The 16,537-nt window shown below is 56.9% G+C and carries 14 protein-coding genes; 6 read left to right on the plus strand and 8 right to left on the minus strand.

From position 1 onward, the window contains the following. Nucleotides 1-2: 2 nt before the first annotated feature. Genes ACETPC_RS03115 through purU form a run of 3 tightly spaced genes read right to left on the minus strand, consistent with a single transcriptional unit; the run spans nt 3 to nt 3,017 of the window. Nucleotides 3-1,244, minus strand: coding sequence for an FAD-dependent oxidoreductase (locus ACETPC_RS03115; protein WP_380178482.1), 1,242 nt, complete (start codon nt 1,242-1,244; stop codon nt 3-5). A gap of 10 nt (nt 1,245-1,254) precedes the next feature. Further along, nucleotides 1,255-2,154, minus strand: coding sequence for a bifunctional methylenetetrahydrofolate dehydrogenase/methenyltetrahydrofolate cyclohydrolase FolD (folD, locus tag ACETPC_RS03120; RefSeq protein ID WP_380178484.1), 900 nt, complete (start codon nt 2,152-2,154; stop codon nt 1,255-1,257). Beyond that, nucleotides 2,154-3,017: a formyltetrahydrofolate deformylase gene (gene purU / locus ACETPC_RS03125; protein ID WP_380178486.1), complete on the minus strand. Its 864-nt coding sequence runs from the start codon at nt 3,015-3,017 to the stop codon at nt 2,154-2,156. Before purU ends, folD begins: the two co-directional genes overlap by 1 nt. A 516-nt stretch (nt 3,018-3,533) precedes the next feature. On the opposite strand from purU, the gene glnT reads away from it, so the two are divergent. The 6 genes from glnT to ACETPC_RS03155 all read left to right on the plus strand — a co-directional run bounded on the left by glnT (nt 3,534) and on the right by ACETPC_RS03155 (nt 9,952). Further along, nucleotides 3,534-4,868: a type III glutamate--ammonia ligase gene (gene glnT, locus ACETPC_RS03130; protein WP_380178488.1), complete on the plus strand. Its 1,335-nt coding sequence runs from the start codon at nt 3,534-3,536 to the stop codon at nt 4,866-4,868. Nucleotides 4,869-4,890: 22 nt separating this feature from the next. Next, entirely contained in the window at nt 4,891-5,811 is a 921-nt protein-coding gene (locus ACETPC_RS03135) for a glutamine amidotransferase family protein (protein WP_380178490.1), read from the plus strand. Further along, entirely contained in the window at nt 5,808-6,491 is a 684-nt protein-coding gene (locus tag ACETPC_RS03140; protein WP_380178492.1) for a protein glxC, read from the plus strand. Before ACETPC_RS03135 ends, ACETPC_RS03140 begins: the two co-directional genes overlap by 4 nt. A gap of 14 nt (nt 6,492-6,505) precedes the next feature. Beyond that, entirely contained in the window at nt 6,506-7,831 is a 1,326-nt protein-coding gene (locus ACETPC_RS03145) for an FMN-binding glutamate synthase family protein (protein WP_380178494.1), read from the plus strand. Between the two features lie 240 nt (nt 7,832-8,071). Further along, nucleotides 8,072-9,367 carry an ammonium transporter gene (locus ACETPC_RS03150; protein ID WP_380178496.1) on the plus strand — a complete coding sequence of 432 codons (1,296 nt, stop codon included), beginning with the start codon at nt 8,072-8,074 and terminating at the stop codon, nt 9,365-9,367. Nucleotides 9,368-9,640: 273 nt separating this feature from the next. Next, on the plus strand, nt 9,641-9,952 hold the full coding sequence (locus ACETPC_RS03155) for a DUF1471 domain-containing protein (protein WP_380178498.1): 312 nt from the start codon (nt 9,641-9,643) through the stop codon (nt 9,950-9,952). Between the two features lie 107 nt (nt 9,953-10,059). Here ACETPC_RS03155 and ACETPC_RS03160 read toward each other — a convergent pair whose 3' ends face one another. From ACETPC_RS03160 to ACETPC_RS03180, 5 genes are read right to left on the minus strand one after another with little or no spacing between them, the layout of a single operon-like run. Then, entirely contained in the window at nt 10,060-11,460 is a 1,401-nt protein-coding gene (locus tag ACETPC_RS03160; RefSeq protein ID WP_380178500.1) for an LLM class flavin-dependent oxidoreductase, read from the minus strand. Beyond that, on the minus strand, nt 11,438-13,072 hold the full coding sequence (locus ACETPC_RS03165) for a dipeptide ABC transporter ATP-binding protein (protein ID WP_380178502.1): 1,635 nt from the start codon (nt 13,070-13,072) through the stop codon (nt 11,438-11,440). Before ACETPC_RS03165 ends, ACETPC_RS03160 begins: the two co-directional genes overlap by 23 nt. Further along, on the minus strand, nt 13,069-13,929 hold the full coding sequence (locus ACETPC_RS03170; protein WP_380178504.1) for an ABC transporter permease: 861 nt from the start codon (nt 13,927-13,929) through the stop codon (nt 13,069-13,071). The genes ACETPC_RS03165 and ACETPC_RS03170 overlap by 4 nt, the downstream gene beginning before the upstream one ends. Then, complete coding sequence (locus ACETPC_RS03175) at nt 13,926-14,894, minus strand: ABC transporter permease (RefSeq protein ID WP_380178506.1); 969 nt, start codon at nt 14,892-14,894, stop codon at nt 13,926-13,928. The genes ACETPC_RS03170 and ACETPC_RS03175 overlap by 4 nt, the downstream gene beginning before the upstream one ends. After that, the gene (locus ACETPC_RS03180; protein ID WP_380178508.1) at nt 14,891-16,534 is read right to left on the minus strand and encodes an ABC transporter substrate-binding protein; all 1,644 of its coding nucleotides are present in this window, start codon (nt 16,532-16,534) and stop codon (nt 14,891-14,893) included. Before ACETPC_RS03180 ends, ACETPC_RS03175 begins: the two co-directional genes overlap by 4 nt. Nucleotides 16,535-16,537 lie beyond the last annotated feature (3 nt).

A 16,537-nucleotide genomic window follows, 5' to 3' on the forward strand; every position in this document is an offset into this window, starting at 1 on the left:
AACTAATGGCTGGCGGCGGTAGCGCCCATTTCGTTGACCTGCTGAAAACGCGCGAAGCGCTCAAGACGAAACGGTGCGATCAGCTCCGGCGTTTTGCCGCCGCTGGCGACCATTTCTGCCATGGTTTTGCCGCAGATCGGCGTGGCCTTGAAGCCCCAGGTGCCCCAGCCCGCGTCCAGGTAATAATTTTGCACCGGGCTTTCGCCCATAATCGGGCTGTAATCTGGCGTCATATCGGTAATGCCCGCCCACTGCCGCATCAGTTTCGCTTTAGCCAGGAATGGGAACATTTCGATGCCGTGCGCGATCAGGCTTTCTTTGAGATCCAGCGTCGATCTGGTGCTATAGAGCGGGTAAGGATCCGATCCGCCGCCGAACACTACTTCGCCACGGCTGGTTTGCTGCACATAGCAGTGCAGCGCCGATGAACTGACCAGCGGATCGAGGAAGGGTTTTACCGGCTGCGTCACCATCGCCTGTAGTGGATAGGAAACCACCGGCAGACGGAAGCCGGCTTTTTGCGCCAGCAGCGAGCTATGGCCTGCCACAGCCTGCACGGCACAGCCGCAACCCACTGTTCCACGGTTAGTTTTGACCGCCGTGATGCGGCCATTGGTTATCACCAGATCTTCTACTTCGGTAAGCTGGTGGATCTCCACGCCGCGTTTAGCCGCCTCTTTTGCGTAACCCCAGGCGACCGCATCGTGACGCGCGGTTGCGCCATCGATATGCCACAGCCCGGCCAGCACCGGCAAATTACCCGGATCCAGGTTGAGCATTGGCACCAGCTCTTTGATCTGCTGGCGATCGATCATTTCGGTGCGACCGCCAAAGTGCTTGTTGACCTCGGCGCGCTGCCGGAACGCGCGCACCGTGCCATCGGTATGCGCCAGCGTTAGCTGGCCGCGCTCGGAATACATAATGTTAAAGTCGAATTCGTTGGAGAGCGACTGGAACAGCTTTACCGATTCGCTATAAAAGCGTACGCCTTCCGAAGTGAGATAATTGGAGCGAATCACCGCCGTATTACGCGCGGTATTGCCGCCCGCCAGGTAAGATTTCTCCAGCACCGCCACTTTGGTAATACCGTGGTATTTCGCCAGATAGTAAGCGATGGCGAGGCCGTGACCGCCGCCGCCGATAATCACTACATCGTAATGCGGTTTCAGCTCGCACGGCGGCGGCAGATCGACCTCTGCCGGATAGTTGGCAGAAAGGCCATATTTCAACAGAGCTAACGGCATGCCAGTCTCCTCAGGTGCGGGCAGCGGTTTTGGCGTGGCTAAGGGCAGCCGACACCGTGTTTTGCATCAGGCAGGCGATGGTCATTGGCCCGACGCCGCCGGGTACCGGCGTGATAGCGGCGGCAACCAGCGAAACGCTCTCGTAGTCGATATCGCCAACCAGGCGCGTTGAGCCATCCGCTAAAGTCAGACGGTTAATACCGACATCGATTACCACTGCGCCCGGCTTGATCCAGCTGGCGTCGATCATTTGCGGTCTGCCGACAGCGGCGATAACGATATCGGCCTGACGTGACAGCGTAACGGCATCGCGGCTGCGCGAATGCAGCGTGGTAACCGAACAGTGCGCCTGAAGCAGCAGGCTGGCCATGGGTTTGCCAACGATATTAGACCGGCCAATAACAACGGCGTGCTTGCCGCTAAGATCGCCCAGCTCCTGCTGTAATAGCAGTAAACAGCCCAGCGGCGTACAGGGCGTAATCACGCTGTGCCCCTGTAATAATCCGCCTGCGTTTTCCGGGTGGAAGCCATCCACATCTTTTAACGGCGATATTGCTTTTACCACCGCCCTCTCATCGATATGTGCGGGCAACGGCAACTGCACTAAGATCCCGTTGATCTGCTCATCGCGGTTTAATTTATCGATGGTTGCCAGCAGCTCCTGCTGGGTTAACTGCGCGTTAAAGCGCAGCGCTAAGGATTTAATGCCGGTTTTCTCCGCCGCGCGTAATTTATTGCGCACGTAAACCTGGCTGGCCGGATCTTCGCCGACAAGGATCACCGCCAGCGCAGGCTGAATGCCCTGTTTTTTCAGCTGCTCCACCTGCTGCTGCGCCTGCAGCAGAACTTTCTCCGCGCTGGCGCGGCCATCAATAGCGCGAGCGACAGGCTGCGTGGTTAAAGTTGTCATCAGAAGATCACCGTTTTGTTTTCGTTAAGAAAAACGCGATGCTCGGTATGGCATTTCACCGCGCGCGCCAGAGCTATGGTTTCCGTATTTCTTCCCGCTACGATTAAATCCGCAGGCCGCCATGTGTGATCCACCCGCTGCACTTCCTGATCGATAATCGGCCCTTCGTCCAGATCTGAAGTTACATAGTGCGCGGTTGCGCCGATAAGTTTTACGCCGCGTTTGTGCGCCTGGTGATAAGGCATTGCACCCTTGAAACCGGGCAGAAAAGAGTGGTGAATATTGATAGCGCGCCCGGCCAGTTTCCGGCACAGATTATCCGACAAAATTTGCATATAGCGCGCCAGCACCACCAGCTCGGTTTGCGTCTCTTCAACAATATTGAGCAATGCCGCTTCCTGTTCGGCTTTATTTTCTTTGTTAATGGGTAAATAGATAAAGCGAATACCCTCGCGCTCCGCCATTGGCCGTAAATCAAGATGATTCGAGACGATAGCGGTAAGGGTAATATTCAGCTCGCCTTTATTGCGGCGATATAACAAATCCGCCAGGCAGTGGTCGAACTTACTGACCATCAGCAGTACGCGCATGGGTTCCGTTGTATCGTAAATTTGCCACTGCATAGTCAGGCTTTGCGCAACTGATACAAAGTCATTTTTTAAAGTGGCGATATCTTCCGTAACGTTTTCATTAAACCTAAAGCGGGCACGCAGAAAGAAGCGGCCGGACTCTTCATCATCATATTGTGATAATTCACTGATATAACACTGACTTTTACTAAGGAAACCGGTTACTGCGGCAATGATGCCGGACGCGGCAGGACAGGAAACGTTAATAATGAAATCACGGGCAGGCGTAGGCATAGCGACTCCACACAGATAAATAAAAAGTTTTGCTGGTAAACATTAAAAGGTAATTACCTAAAGGATCCAGCGCTTCGACTTGCTATATAACACAATTAATTCATCCCGCCGTCGCTGTCCAGCGCAAATTAAAATAAGCGGTAAAAAAGTAGAATTATTTGCCTGTGAAAAACCTTATTTATATTTGAATGATTATTTCTACATATTTCACCCATCAAACCTGAAATTAAATTTACGCCTGGCGATCATCTTTTTTGGGCACCATTTTGGGGAAACAGCAGCAGGTAAAATTTATTAATGACGAATAATTCCCATAAAAACCTAAATTGTGCGGCCGGAATGATCGGCTTTTCAACCGGATTCTTTAGTAATTCATTGATTATGATGAATTAAATATTTTTAACCGCGCAGATAACCCGACCTGGCACAGCTCGTGCATTTTCCTGTCAGTAAAATTTTTTTCCTGAGAAGAATGCGGCAACGCGCCGGACAATTCATCGCGGTTAAGAGGTCTCTATGTCACCTGAGCAAGCAGTCCAGTTTCTGAAAGATAACGAGGTGCGCTACCTGCTGGCGCAGTTTGTGGATATCCACGGCTCGGCCAAAACCAAATCGGTGCCGGCGAAATGCCTGATGGACGTAGTAGAGAAAGGCGCGGGCTTTGCCGGTTTCGCAATTTCCGGCATGGGTATGGAGCCGCAAGGGCCTGATTTTTTCGCCCGCGGCGATCTCTCTACCCTATCTCTGGTGCCCTGGCAGCCAGGCTATGCGCGTATCGCCTGTAACGGCTACGTCAATAAAGCGCCGCATCCTTATGACAGTCGCGTAGTGCTGCTTAAACAGACAGCGCGGCTGGCGGAGAAAGGCTGGACGTTACAAACGGGGCTGGAGCCGGAGTTTTCCCTGTTTAAACGTGGCGAACAGGGGCAAATGCTGCCTGCCGACAGCAGCGATACGCTGGCCAAGCCCTGCTACGACTATAAAGGGCTGTCGCGCGTGCGCCCTTTCCTTGAAAAGCTGACCGAATCGCTGCAGGCAGTAGGCTTCGACGTTTATCAGATCGACCATGAGGATGCCAATGGTCAGTTTGAAATCAACTACACCTACAGCGATGCGCTGACCTCCGCCGACCGTTTTACCTTTGTGCGAATGGCCGCTGCGGAAATCGCTTACGAGCAGGATCTGATTTGTTCATTTATGCCAAAGCCTTTTGCCGACCGTCCGGGCAACGGCATGCATTTCCATCTTTCGCTGACGGATGCGCACGGTAATAACCTCTTCCATGACGACAAGGATCCACAGGGTCTGGGCCTGTCGCCGCTGGCTTACCACTTTATGGCAGGCATGCTGCATCACGCCAAAGCTCTGTGCGCCTTTGCCGCACCGACTGTTAACTCTTACAAACGTCTGACCGGCGGCGGTTCAAATACCGGCGCGACCTGGGCACCCGTCTTTATAACCTATGGCGATAACAACCGCTCGGCGATGATCCGCATTCCTTATGGCCGCCTGGAACTGCGCCTGCCTGATACCGGTGCTAATCCCTATCTGGTTCATGCAGCCATTATCGCTGCCGGACTGGACGGCGTTGACCGCCAACTGGCCGCCGGCAAGGCGCAAAATCGCAATCTTTATGCCCTTTCCGCTCAGGACTGCAAAGCCGAAGACATTGAGCTGCTGCCGCAAAACCTCAAGGAAGCGGTCGATGCGCTGGAGCAGGACGCCATCCTGCGCGAATGCATGGGCGCGGAAATCGTCGACGAATTTATCAAAGTTAAACGCCAGGAGTGGCACGAATATCACCGTCAGGTCAGCGAGTGGGAAACCCGCCGCTATCTGGAACTCTTTTAATCGCCTGTTCAGAGGACTAGCTATGTGTGGAATTGTGGGACTTTATTTCAAAAATGCGGCTATGGAAAAGCAGCTCGGCGACCTGTTCCGGCCGATGCTGATCTCTATGACCGAGCGCGGCTGCGACAGCGCCGGTTTCGCGGTGTATGGCGATGATTACGACAGCGGCATCAAGCTGACGCTGCGCTGCGAAGATGAGGGCTATAACTGGAACGCGCTGGCTGAGCAGCTAACGGTAGATTTCGGCAAGGTGGAAAGCTGGTTCCAGAACGCCAGCGTGGCGGTCTTTAAACTGGCCGCAGAGGAAGCGGCCGCGCTGGAGTGGCTAAGCCATCATGCGCCGCAGATCGACGTGCTGAGCGCTGGGCACAGTATTGAGATTCTGAAAGGCGTCGGTTTGCCCGCCGAGGTGGCCGATCGCTTCAGTTTGCAGACCATGCAGGGCAGCCACGCAATTGGCCATACGCGCCTCGCTACCGAAAGCGCCGTAACCCTTCAGGGCAGCCACCCTTTTTCGACCGGTATGGATCTCTGTCTGGTGCATAACGGCTCGCTCTCTAATCACAATCGGCTGCGCGAAAAACTCAAGCGTGCGGGCATTCAGTTTAAAACGGAAAACGATTCTGAGGTGGCGGCAGGCTATCTGGCGTGGCGGCTGAGTCAGGGCGACAGCCTGCAAGGCGCGCTGGAGAACGCGCTAAAAGATTTGGACGGCTTTTTCACCTTTGCTATCGGCACCCGCGACGGCTTCGCTGTAGTGCGTGACCCTATCGCCTGTAAACCTGCGGTGATCGCCGAAACCGACGACTACGTAGCTATGGCTTCGGAATACCGCGCGCTGGCGAATTTGCCCGGCATTAAAGAAGCAAAAGTCTGGGAGCCGGAACCGGCAAAAATTTATGTGTGGCAGCGCGGCAGCGAACAAACAGGAGCACTGCAATGAGAACTTACGATCTGAGCGCGGGCGTGCGCGAGCTGAACCAGGCGCTGCATAACGCGGCGCTTACCCGCGAAATAAAAAACTGGCAGGTAGTGAATCCTGATGGCGCGCATAACATCGCCTGCGGCGTGAACGACGAAGTGGCTATCAATATTGCGGGTCACGCGGGCTACTACTGCGCGGGCATGAATCAGAAAGCCTCTGTTACCGTCCAGGGTAATGTCGGCGTTGGCGTCGCGGAAAACATGATGTCCGGCACGGTGCGCGTGAAAGGCGATGCTTCGCAATCGGCTGGCGCAACCGGCAACGGTGGCCTGCTGGTTATTGAGGGCAATGCCGCCGCGCGCTGCGGGATTTCCATGAAGGGCATCAATATCGTGGTGAAAGGCGATATCGGTGCGATGAGCGCTTTTATGGCCCAGGCGGGCTGTCTGGTGGTCTGCGGCGATGCGGGCGAAGCGCTGGGCGATTCGCTCTACGAAGCGCATATCTACGTGAAAGGCAAAGTCGCCTCGCTGGGCGCGGACTGCGTGCAAAAAGAGATGCGCCCGGAGCATATCGAAGAGCTGGGCCTGCTGCTGAAGCAGGCGGGCTTTGAGGATGAAAATCCGGCCGCTTTTACCCGCTACGGCTCTGCCCGTCAGCTTTACAACTTCAAAGTGGATAACGCCTCAGCGTACTGAGCCAGGAGAATACTATGAGCGACAAACAGCATCCTTCGCTGCGGGAATCCGCCACCTACACCCGTTCGGTTATCGCGGAGATCCAGCGCGCGGCGGAAACCGGCATTTACGATATCCGCGGCTGGGGCGCCAAGCGCGAGGTGCCACACTTCGACGACCTGCTCTTTCTGGGCGCGAGCATGTCGCGCTATCCGCTGGAAGGCTACCGCGAAAAATGCAGTACGGAAGTGGTACTTGGCACCCGCTTCGCTAAAAAGCCGCTGGTCATAGATACGCCCGTAACCATCGCTGGCATGAGTTTCGGGGCGCTGTCGGCGCAGGCGAAAGAGGCGCTGGGCCGCGGCGCTTCAGCGGTCGGCACCTCCACCACTACCGGCGATGGCGGCATGACGCCGGAAGAACGTGGCCAGTCCAGTAAGCTGGTTTACCAGTATCTGCCCTCGCGCTACGGTATGAATCCCGATGATTTGCGCAAGGCGGATGCAATTGAGGTTGTGCTTGGCCAGGGCGCGAAGCCGGGCGGCGGCGGTATGCTGCTGGGACAAAAGATCTCCGAGCGCGTGGCAAAAATGCGCTGCCTGCCACAGGGCATAGATCAGCGCAGCGCCTGCCGCCATCCGGACTGGACCGGGCCGGACGATTTGGCGATCAAAATCGCCGAGCTGCGGGAAATTACCGACTGGCAGGTGCCAATCTATGTCAAAGTTGGCGCGACCCGTACCTATTACGATGTGAAGCTGGCGGTTCAGGCTGGCGCAGATGTGGTAGTGGTTGACGGTATGCAGGGCGGCACAGCGGCAACTCAGGATGTCTTTATCGAGCACGTAGGCATTCCAACCATGGCCGCTATTCCCCAGGCCGTCCAGGCATTGCAGGAGCTGGGCCTGCATCGCGAAGTGCAGCTAATCGTTTCCGGCGGGATCCGCAATGGCGCAGACGTAGCAAAAGCTATTGCGCTGGGCGCGGATGCGGTGGCTATCGGCACGGCGGCGCTGATTGCGCTGGGCGACAATAACCCGCGCTATGAGGAAGAGTATAAAAAGCTGGGTTCGGCGGCAGGATTTTACGATGATTTTCAGGAAGGCAAAGATCCGGCTGGGATCACCACCCAGGATCCTGAGCTGAGCAAGCGTCTCGATCCCGAACTCGCCGGTAAAAAGCTGGCTAACTATCTGCGCGTGCTGACGCTGGAAGCCCAGACGCTGGCGCGAGCCTGCGGCAAATCGCATCTGCATAACCTTGAACCGGAAGATCTGGTCGCGCTGAATGTGGAAGCCGCCGCCATGGCGCGCGTACCGCTGGCGGGCACCAACTGGATACCGGGCCAGCCGCTGAAATAACCCGTACCACTCAGCTCATTTCTCTGCCGCCTTTTCGGCGGCCCAGACTGCTGAACCTGAAGCGATGGAGGGCCTGTGAAGCACTACGGGCCATGGACGGCCCGTACTGAGCTACCACGGAGGGTGCTTTTTGCGTCTTTGCGGAAGACACAGGCCCTCCTGAGCCAGCACCGGTATACTTTGTCAACAACCCCCTGCCGCCTTTTCGGCGGCTTTTTTTCGCCCTGCCTGAGGTGCAACATGCTTAATTCCCGTTTCCTGCCTCTTCTCTCGCTCTTGTTCGCCGCGCCCGCTTTTGCCGCGCCAGCGTTTAATAGCGGTGATGCCGGTTTTGTTTTTGTAACGGCTGTGCTGGTGCTGCTGATGAGCCTGCCCGGTCTGGCGCTGTTTTATGGCGGCCTGGCGCAGAGTAAAAATGTGCTTTCGGTGCTGATGCAGGTGTTCAGCGTCGCGGCGCTGGTTGGCGTGATCTTTATTCTTTACGGCTACAGCTTTACCTTTACCGACGGACAGCGCTTTAACAGCTTTATCGGCAGCGGCGAAAAAGCATTTCTGCAAAACGTCACTACAGATTCGCTGGTTGGCACGGTGCCGGAATATGTTTATATCTTCTTTATGCTTACTTTTGCCGCCATCACGCCAGCGCTGATTACTGGCGCGGTGGCAGAGCGCGTGAAGTTCTCCGCCGTGCTGGTATTTATCACGATTTGGGCAACCCTGGATTATCTTCCGCTGGCTCATATGGCCTGGGGCGGCGGCTGGATGGCGGCGCTGAGCGTGCAGGATTTCGCTGGCGGCAACGTGGTGCATATCAATGCGGGTATTGCCTCGCTGGTTGCCGCCGCGGCTCTCGGTCGCCGTCATCACTTCGGCACGGCGGCGTTGATTCCGCATAATATGACGATGACCCTTACCGGCGGCGCGCTGCTGACGCTGGGCTGGCTGGGTTTCTGCGGCGGCTGCGCGCTGGCGATCAACGGCTTTGCGATGCTGGTGGTGCTCAATACGCTGCTGGGCGCTTTCGGCGGCGCGCTGGCATGGATGGCAATTGAGTGGCGACGGCAGCAAAAGCCCAGCCTGCTCGGCGTAGTTTCCGGTGCGGTCGCCGGGCTGGTAGGCATTACGCCCGCCTGCGGCTATGTCGGCCCGGTTGGCGCAATTTGTGTTGGCGCGCTGACTGCGCCCTGTTGTCTGTTTGCCGTGCAGTTAATTAAACACCGTCTGCGGCTGGACGATGCTTTTGATGTTTTCGCTCTGCACGGCGTCGGCGGTATTGTCGGCGGGCTGCTCACGCCGTTCTTTGCGCTGGCTGCGCTCGGCGGCAGCGGTTTTATCGCCGGACGCTCGCTATGGCAGCAATTAGTCGTTAACGGCAGCGCCATCCTGTTCAGCCTTTTGTTCTCCGCTGTTGCCAGCTGGATAGCGCTAAAAATTACCGCCAGATTGTGCAACGGGCTACGAGTCGACCGGCAGGACGAGCTGGAAGGCCTGGATTTAACCGCACACGGCGAAGCTGGCTATCATCAGGGAAATTAAGCGCCTTTATTCCTGTTGCCGAACACGGCAACAGGGCTTACTGCCTGAGCTTCGCACCGGGTATCAAAAATCCAGCAAATGTAATCAGATGCAAATATCCCGACGAAAACTTTCCTGAAATGTGAACGAACTTGTCTCCAGGCGAAATTAGCAGGAAAAGCCAAAATCGCCGCCGCAGAAAAAGCTTTTATCATTGCTGGTAAGTTACTTTTGTTTAACAAGTAATGAAAGCCAATAACATTTCGCGCATTTGCCGCTATGAGGAGCGAGACGATGAAAGCCTTAGTTCAGGATGTGATCTCTATTTTTACCGCTAAATCCATTGAGCCGATCCTGGTTCGCTCAGGACTCTCTCATCGGGAAAAAGCGGCTATTACGCCCGTCGGCGTGACGGAAGTTAGCTGGGCAACCTCGCTGGAAGAGCTGCATGACGCGCTCGTTAAGAAAGCGCTGGCCGCAGGCGCCGTGGGGTATCACATCACCAATGTGGAATCCCATAAGCCGGGCCATGACGAGCAGTCCGTACTGGCCGCCACCGCCACGCTTTATAATATCGACGAAAAGCAGCTGGACTGGCCGCTCTAATCCAGCCAGCGGTGCAGGAATTGAATGGCCGCTCTTAGATAGCGGCCATGAACGATCGGTATTTACAGGACGGCACCGTGATTTTAGCGGCAGGCTGGGCGCGGCGCTCAGGCTTTGACCTCGCTGGTTTGCGGCTGGCCGTATTGTTTGGGATCGCGGTAGCGATGGGCGGGATGCGTATCCGGCAGGAGCGGCCCGCCGCCAAACAGCTTTTCGCGCAGCGTTTTTCCCTGCGGATAGCTGGTGCGGTATACGCCGCGGCGCTGTAGCTCCGGCACCAGCCATTGCACCACGTCGGCGAAGGTTTCGTGCGCTACTACATAGGCGAGGTTAAACCCATCGACGTCCGTTTCTTCTACCCAATGCTGTAGCTGGTCGGCGACCGTCGTCGCCGAGCCGACAAAGACTTTGCCCAGCCCGCCGATACTGCCGAAGCGGGCGAATTCCTCCACCGTCCATTCTTGCTGTTCTCCGGCAAAAGTGTTTACCAGTGCCGGTATAGCGCCGGAAAGCTCTTTGCCCAACGGAACATCAGCCCGCTGCGTGGCAAAGTCGATGCCGCTCCAGCCTGAGATCAGCGCCAGCGCGCCTTCAGGCGAAATATATTGCTGATACTCCTGCCATTTCGCCTCGGCCTTTTCGTCAGTCTCATCGACGATCACAGTAATCAGGGCATAGACCAGTACGCCGTGCGGATCGCGGCCCTGCTTCGCTACCTGCTGGCGCAGTGTGGAAACGTACTTTTTCAGGCCGGGCAAAGTGTGTGAGTTTACAAACACGCTTTCGGCATTTTGCGCAGCGAAACGCACGCCGAAGGTAGAAGAGCCAGCCTGAAAAAGCAGCGGCGTGCGCTGCGGCGAAGGTTCGCTCATATGGACGCCCGGTACCTGAAAATGTTTGCCCTGGTGGCGAATAGCGTGGACTTTCTCCGGACGGGCGAAAATGCCCTTTTCCCGGTCACGCACTACCGCATCCGCTTCCCAACTTCCTTCAAGCAGCTTATAGAGCACTTCCATATATTCTTCCGCTTTTTCATAGCGAAACTCGTGATTTAGCAGCGCCTTCTGGCCGACGTTACGCGCGCCGCTGTCGAGATAGGAAGTGACAATATTCCAGCCAATACGGCCGCCGGTAAGATGATCGGCTGTAGAAAGCCGACGGGCGAAAGTATAGGGATGTTCGTAAGTCGTGGAGATAGTTACGCCAATCCCCAAATGCTCCGTTACCATGGCAATCGGCACCGCCAGCTGTAGCGGATCGTTGACCGGGATCTGTGCGGCTTCGCGTACGGCGGTATCAACGCTATTGCCGTATACGTCGTAGTAGCCGATAACATCCGCAATAAAAATCCCGTCGAACAGCCCTTTTTCCAGCAGCTTCGCCAGATCTGTCCAATAGCCTATCTCTTTATAGTCACCCGAACGGTCGCGCGGATGACGCCATAAACCCGAGGCCTGATGGCCGACACAATTCATTTCAAAAGCGTTAAAGCGAATCTGCTTGCTCATACTGCACTCCGGAAATTGCGCCGCTGGCGGCGGCAAGTAGCTGATGGGTAAAGGGATGCTGCGGCTGGCTGAACAGCGTTGCCACCTCGCCCTGTTCCACTACCTCGCCGTCGCGCATCACCAGCACGCTGTCGCAAAGATGGCGGATAACCGTTAAGTCATGGGAAATAAACAGGTAGGCCAGGCCGAGTGAAGCTTGCAGGCTGTCGAGCAGATCGAGGATCTGCGCCTGCACCGAGGCATCCAGCGCCGAAACCGGCTCGTCGCACAAAATCACCTCGGGTTCGGTCGCCAGCGCACGGGCGATAGCTACACGCTGGCGCTGCCCGCCAGAAAGCAGCAGCGGCCGACGTTCCGCCAGGCTAGCCGGTAGCCGCACCTGCGCTAAAAGTTCATCAATGCGCTGCCCGTGCTGCGCGGCCGGTAAATCCGTAACGCTTAGCGCATCGCGCAGAATTTCCCGCACCGTCCAGCGTGGGTCAAACGAGCTGAGCGGATCCTGATAGATAATGCTTAACGCCCGACGGCGCGAGCGGCGCTGCTGTTCCTTTATCGGTGTTGCGGCCTGCGGATTCACCCAGGGCAACCCGACGAAATCTATTTCGCCGCTGTCGGGTTCCAGCAGCCCCATCACCATACGTGCCGTCGTGGTTTTTCCCGAACCGGACTCACCAATAATGCCCAGCGTTTCTCCGGCGTGAAGCTGAAAACTAACGGATTTTACCGCTGCTATCGGCCGACCGCCGCGGGTAAAGGTTTTGTGTAGATTGCGCGCGACCAATACCGGCGCAGAATCAGCCGACGTGCGCCGCATATGCAGCTGGCTGCGGGCGCCCGGCGTGGCGGCCAGCAACTGTCGGGTGTAATCATGGCGTGGATGTTGTAATACCTGCCGTGCATCGCCCTGCTCAACAACTTCGCCGTGATGCATAACGATGACCTCATCGGCCAGCTGTGAAACCACATTCAGATCATGGCTGATAAGTAAGAGTCCGCGTCCCTGCTGGCGAATACTGGCAAGGAGCCGGAGGATCTGCGCCTGAACGGTAGTATCCAGCGCGGTAGTGGGTTCGTCGGCGATAAGAAAAGGCGGATCGAGTGCCAGCGCACAGGCGATAAGGGCGCGCTGCCTTAGTCCTCCGGAGAGTTCTCCTGCCCGCTGGTGAACGCGCAGCTCGGGCTGGGGAATACCGACCTGCTGTAATAGTTCAAAGATCCGTGCCTGGCGATCCCTGCGAGCTCCCCAGCCGTGCGCTTTCAGCGCCTCGTCTATTTCATTGCCGATGGTACGTAGCGGATCGAGCGAAACCAGCGCATCCTGCAGCACAAAGCCGATGGCTCCGCCCCGCAGACCGCGCCACGCTTTTTCCTTCAGCGGCAACAAATCCTGCTCGCCCAGTTGCATGCGACGAGCCTGTAACTGGCCGCCCGGTGCGGTTAAGCCAACCAGCGCACGCGCGGTCACGCTTTTGCCTGATCCGGATTCGCCGACCAGCGCCACAACTTTGCCGGGCGACAGCGTAAAAGAGATATTATGCACCACTCTTTTATGTTCGCCGTGATAAGGCAGCGTAACCGACAGCCCTTCGACTTTCAGTTCTCTATTGTTCATAACAAACGTCCCTCAGATCGCCGCTGTAGGTAGCGCCCCAGTACGGAAGTCGCCAGGGTCGTCAGCACGATAAACAGCCCTGGAAAAAAGGTCAGCCACCAGGCCTGCTCGACAAAATCGCGGCCCATGGACAGCAGCGTGCCCCATTCAGCGGCAGGCGGCGGTGCGCCCAGCCCAAGAAAAGAGAGTGCGGAAGACCAGACGATCGCCTGACCTACGCCCATGGTCAGCGTCACCAGCAGCGGACGCAAAGCGTTAGGCAATAGCTGACGCCGGATAATACGCAGCGGCGAATGACCCAGCGCACGCGCTGCATCGATATAGCCTGCATGGCGCACGCTCAACACCTGGCCGTAAACCATTTTGGCGTAGCCCGGCGCATTGCTGATGCCGGTAGCGATAATCAGCGGCCCGATGCCGCTGCCGAGATGGGCGCTGAACAGCAGCGCCAGTATCAGCGTTGGGAAAGAGAACAGGATATCCAGCAGCCAGCCGGTAACGCGCTGCCCCGCTTCGCCGCTAAGTCCTCCCGCCACGCCCAGCAGTACAGCCAGCGAGGCAGAGAGCGCCACCGCGCCGATACCGAGCAGCAGCGACTGGCGCGCGCCATAAATGACGCGGCTATACAAATCGCGGCCTGACTGATCGGTGCCAAACCAATGCAGGCTGCCGGGCGACTGAAAAGCCTCGCGCGGTGCGATTGCTAACGGATCCCAGGCGGCCAGCCAGCCGGGAAACAGCGCGGCTACTGCTAAAAACAGCAGAAACAGAGCAGACAGCAAGGCGCCTGGCGCAACGTTAAGGCGGCGACCAGGACGCGCCAGCGTCGTTTCAATACTAACGGGAGAAAGACTCATCGTTGGCCCTCCGCAATACGGGGATCGATCAGGGTATATAGAAAATCGACCAGCAGGCTGGCGACGATATAAACCAGGGTAATCAGCAGTGTGATCCCTACCGTTAGCGGCATATCTTGCTTCATCACTGCCTGATAGAGCTGACGGCCAATGCCCTGACGCGAAAAAATCAGCTCAATCAGCACGGCGTTACCCATCAGCGCGCCGACCGCCCAGGCGGAAAGACTGACCACAGGCAGCAAGGCGTGACGCAGGACGTGGCGCAAACGCACTTTCAAATCGCTTACGCCTCGCAGCCGCGCGCTTAATACAAAGGGCTGCTCAGCCGCCAGCTCAAAGGCTTCGCGCATCACCTGGGCCATAAAACCCGCCAGCGGGATTGCCAGCGCCAGCGCGGGCAGCACCAGGCTGATGACATCGTCGTCGCCTTCTGGTGGAAACCATTGCAGGCCGAAAGCAAAGACCGACAGCAGCACGATCCCCAGCCAAAATTGCGGCAAAGCGGCGCTTAACGTTTCCAGAGCCGAGCCGAGCGCGCTTACCAGTCGATGTCGCCTGGCCGTCGCCAGTACGGAAAAGAGCGCCAGCAGCCAGGCAAACAGCAGCGCGGCAGCGGTTAGTTGCAAGGTTGCGCCCAGCTGGCTGCCAATCACCTCCGTCACCGGCTGGTGCTGAGAGAAAGAGACGCCGAAATCTCCGCTTAGCAGCCGCTTCAGCCAGATCAGATACTGTTCGTACAGTGGTTTATCCAGCCCGAACTCTTTCACCGTGGCCGCAATGGTTTCCGGCGTTGGATTTGAAGAAGGCCCGCCGAGAATAGCGCGCACCGGATCGCCCGGGGTCAGATGCAGCGCGAAAAACGTCACGGTAGCGGAGGCCCACAGCACTACTATCCCGCCAAAAAGCCGGTGCAGGATCTTTTTGCCACGTTGCCGGGATCGCGCCAGGCTGGCTGACGCGCTCATTTGCTCACCCAGGCGTCGTAGAGCCAGCTTACGGTCAGCGACGGCTCCAGCCGCACGTCGTGGGCCGTTTTATAAATCCCCAGCCGTGTGCTTTGCGGATAGGTGCGCAACTGCAAATAATTTTCTGAAATGGTTTTCTGTGCCTGATAGTAGAGCTTTCTGCGTTCGCCGCTCTCCTGCGTTTGCAGTGCCTGAGTCATTAGCCTGTCAAAAGCCGGATCGCTGAAGCCGGTATCGTTCTGGTGATAGCCGCCTGAACCGGCCGCGCCAAGAAAGGCGGAACTGAACAGAATGCGCAGCACGTCCGGCGTGTTGGTATTCCAGTAGCCCAAACTGACATCGTAATCCCATTTACTTTGCAGATCGGTGGACTGCGCGTCGCTGACTGGCTGTAGCTGTACATCAAACCCGACCTGCCGCGCGGTGGCCTGTACCTGTTCCCACAGCGTACGTTCCGGCGTGCTGGTCGAAGCGCTAACCGGAATATGTACCACCAGCGGCTTGCCGTTGCGCGTGCGGATCTCGCCAGCCGAGGTCTGTTTCCAGCCTGCTTCGTCCAGCAACTTTGCCGCCAGCGCCGGATCGTAATCGTCGGCATGAGCAAAGTCCGGACTGTAAAACGGCGTTACCGGGCTAAGCGGGCCGCTGGCGCGATGAAAATGATTAAAGAAAATACTGGCGAGCGCGCCGTCGATATCGGCAGAACGAATAAAAGCTTCACGCACTTTCAATTCATTGAATGGCTCACGACGGGTATTCAGCGCGCCATAGGTTGGATTGCCCGGACGATCTTTAATCAGCACGCTCAGGCTACGGTTGCGCGTTGCGGCGCTTTCTGACTCCGGCGGCAGCGCTTCGATAACATCTACTTTGCCGCTGCGCAGCGCCGCAAAGCGTACGCCCGGCTCGGGGATAAAGCGCCAGATTATTTGCTCAAGATAAGCCGGGCCATGATGATGCGCATAGGGCGGCGCCCAGTTATAGTCCGGGTTCCGCGCCAGCACCACCTGGTTTTGCCGATCCCATTTTACAATTTTAAACGGCCCGGAACCTACCGGCGACTGGCAGTTTTCATCCCGCGAACGGGCCAGCGCCGCTGGCGCTTCTATCCCTAAAAATCCCTGCGCCAGTACTTCAAGAAAAGCGGCGTAAGGGCTGGAAAGATGGACCACGGCGGTTTGTTCATCCGGCGTATCGGTCGAGACGTACTGGCGAATATAGCCGCCTGCCGTTGAGGACTGCGTGGCGGGATTCGCCATATGATCCAGGTTGGCTTTAACCGCCTGCGAAGTGAATTTTTCCCCGTTAGTAAACTTCACGTCATTCCGCAGATGAAAAGTATAGGTTTTTCCATCCGGCGATACCTCCCAGCTTTTAGCCAGCCATGGCTGGATCGCGCCCTGTTCATCCATTGATACCAATGAATCCAGATATTGTTGTGCTACAAAAACCTGCGGCATATCACCGTCAACGTGGGGATCCAGGCAGGTTGGCTCACGATCGGTAGCATAGATTAGCGTGCCGCCTTTCACCGGCTCTTCCGCCGCTGCCGAAGCGACAAACCCTGCTGCACAGAGTACGAATAGCGGCGAAAATAACAGGCGCGTGCGTTTATTCCGTTTTAAAGCTTTAGCTATCATTAT

The organism is Pantoea sp. sgz302252 (assembly GCF_042610525.1).
Taxonomy (GTDB): Bacteria; Pseudomonadota; Gammaproteobacteria; order Enterobacterales; family Enterobacteriaceae; genus Erwinia.